Here is a 2,334-nt window from a genome sequence, read left to right on the forward strand (position 1 = left end):
AGCCATTCTTCACCATATCAGCGATGACAAGGGCATCTTTTTTATCACTTTTGGATTGCGTATTATCACAATTTTCTTTGTTTCTTTTGACATGGTGAGGATTGACCGTAACGACATCAATGTTTTGTTTGACTAGCCACTTTGAAAGGTTCATCCAATAATGACCGGTAGGTTCCATTCCGACTATCGTGGTGTCTAGGTTTTTCATGTGTTTTAGTTCCTTGATCTAGTTTAGTAATCTAGTAAAACCCTCTTCGTTATTTTCAAAAGTCAAAGGTTTCCCGACCACAATGCCCCGATAGTTTACCGCACGGGCCACGTGTACGTGTTGGGCAATATCCACACCAACAACTAGATGTTGATCCGTAATTCTTTCAATTAGTTGATTTTGTTTGTTTTGCATTTTAAAATTCATAGTAGGGCTTCCTCCTTAAGACTTTGAGTTAGATTGGACTCTATACTCGTATCTTACTGAGGGGCTCTATTTTTTTCAATCCTGATATTTAACGATCTACAGGAATGCTAACATGTGCGTTAGTTTATGATCGGAACTGTCTATAAGGCAGTTTTTTCTTATGGCACTAACGGGGCAGGTTAGTTCCATAAGGAATACTGTTAAGTGACATTAAATTTAAAACATAATAAAGTTGTTTAAAAACGTCAGTCATGTTATTCCATTAAAGGGTCAGGTAATGGAATAAGAGGTCATAATAAACCCCCATTTTTTATACAGCCATCAGGTGCACTTGAGAGTACGAAATCGTTGATTTATCGAAGTTCTATAAAATCCTGAATATACGATTAATACAAAAAACACTAATATCTTGTAAGCCAAGGTATTCGCGTTTTTCGTACAACCCAAAATATGCAATTATTGTTAACTAGTTATGTATGGAATATATAAAGAGGAATACTCTTTAACTGATACGAATCTATTGTAAGGTAAGCAATAATAAATTCAATCTAACCTTGTATACAGAGGAGTGAAATTATATATGTCAAACATTTTAAAAAGTACATATCCTATAGATACATTCACTCAATCAACACTTACATCACAAGATGGTACAGTCATTAGTTATCAAAGTATCGGTCAAGGACCCAGTTTTATTCTAATCCATGGTGCATTAAATGATTGGAGGGACCTTAGCGAGCTTGCCCAAGAACTATCGGATTCATTTACAGTCCACATCATTGATCGAAGAGGACGAGGGATGAGTGGACCTCAGGGAAGTGAGTATTCTATTAACAAAGAATGCGAAGATATTCAAGCGCTACAAAAAGTAACAGATGCAATTTATGTATTTGGACACAGCTATGGTGGACTCGTAGCTTTAGAAACTGCACGTACGTTTCAATCCTTTACCAAAATAGCTCTCTATGAACCTGGAGTTTCTATAGGTTCGTTACCAACAGATTGGGACTGGATATTACAATATGAAAAGGCCATAAACCAAAAAGATTTTAGAGAAGCATTTACTAGTTTTGTAAGGGGTGCAGGCCATAGTCCTTTAACAAGAATGCCAAACTGGTACGCAAAACTTATCTTACGTATGGTAATACGTGGAGATCATTGGATTAAAATAAAAGAATTATTACCAGCAAATTTATGTGAGCATAAGGAAGTAAAACGCTTAGAAGACACTTACAACAATTATCAAATCATTAATGCAAATATATTATTAGTTTCTGGAGAAAAAAGTCCAGAAACAGTACACCAAATGATTCGAATATTAAGTCGAACAATTCCAAAAACACAAACATTAATGCTCCCAAAATTACATCATCTTTCCCCTTGTAATGAACATAATCCAATTGAAGTTGCAAGACACATAAAGCAATATTTTCTTAGTTAAAGTCTATATAATATCTCAAAAATTCAACATATTATAAACACTTTTTAAAAATTACCGATAACACTTGATTATGTAACAAAAAGGTGAATTTAATATGCACCCATAATGATACTAATTATTATAAATATCGCTTTTCTTAATGAACTAACGGGTGCGTTAGCTGAAGATCGGAGTTGTCTCTAAGGTAGCTTTTTCTTATGGAACTATCGGGGCAGGATAGTTCAAGAGTACATATTGATTTGTTCAACAATAGGGCCATTGAATAACTTATTGTGGAATTTATGAAAAATTGAGATAATTATTTTTAAGTTAAAGGGCAGTTTAGCGCGGCTACCGACCAACTAAGTGGTTGCTTACATTTCAATTATAGGCAGGAAAGTTTTATCCTTTCGCGAATTCATTATACATACCGAAATTACGAAATTCGCAAAAAAATCGCGGTAGAGCATTGGAAAGAGCATTTTAATTTTCTATAACT

The 2,334-nt window shown here is 34.4% G+C and carries 1 protein-coding gene and 1 pseudogene; one reads left to right on the forward strand and one right to left on the reverse strand.

Annotated features, from left to right (window positions below; genetic code table 11):
* Positions 1-415: pseudogene (locus tag ASU00_RS24915) on the reverse strand (IS110 family transposase); the annotation flags it as partial.
* Positions 416-995: 580 nt separating this feature from the next.
* Here ASU00_RS24915 and ASU00_RS24035 point away from each other — a divergent pair.
* Positions 996-1,856 carry an alpha/beta fold hydrolase gene (locus ASU00_RS24035; RefSeq protein WP_057915951.1) on the forward strand — a complete coding sequence of 287 codons (861 nt, stop codon included), beginning with the start codon at positions 996-998 and terminating at the stop codon, positions 1,854-1,856.
* Positions 1,857-2,334 lie beyond the last annotated feature (478 nt).

It is taken from the genome of Peribacillus muralis (assembly GCF_001439925.1).
GTDB lineage: Bacteria > Bacillota > Bacilli > Bacillales > DSM-1321 > Peribacillus > Peribacillus muralis.

Bases quoted from the DNA above. Each gene is read 5' to 3' on its own strand.
- ASU00_RS24035 (WP_057915951.1), top strand. From the start codon at position 996: ATGTCAAACATTTTAAAAAGTACATATCCTATAGATACATTCACTCAA.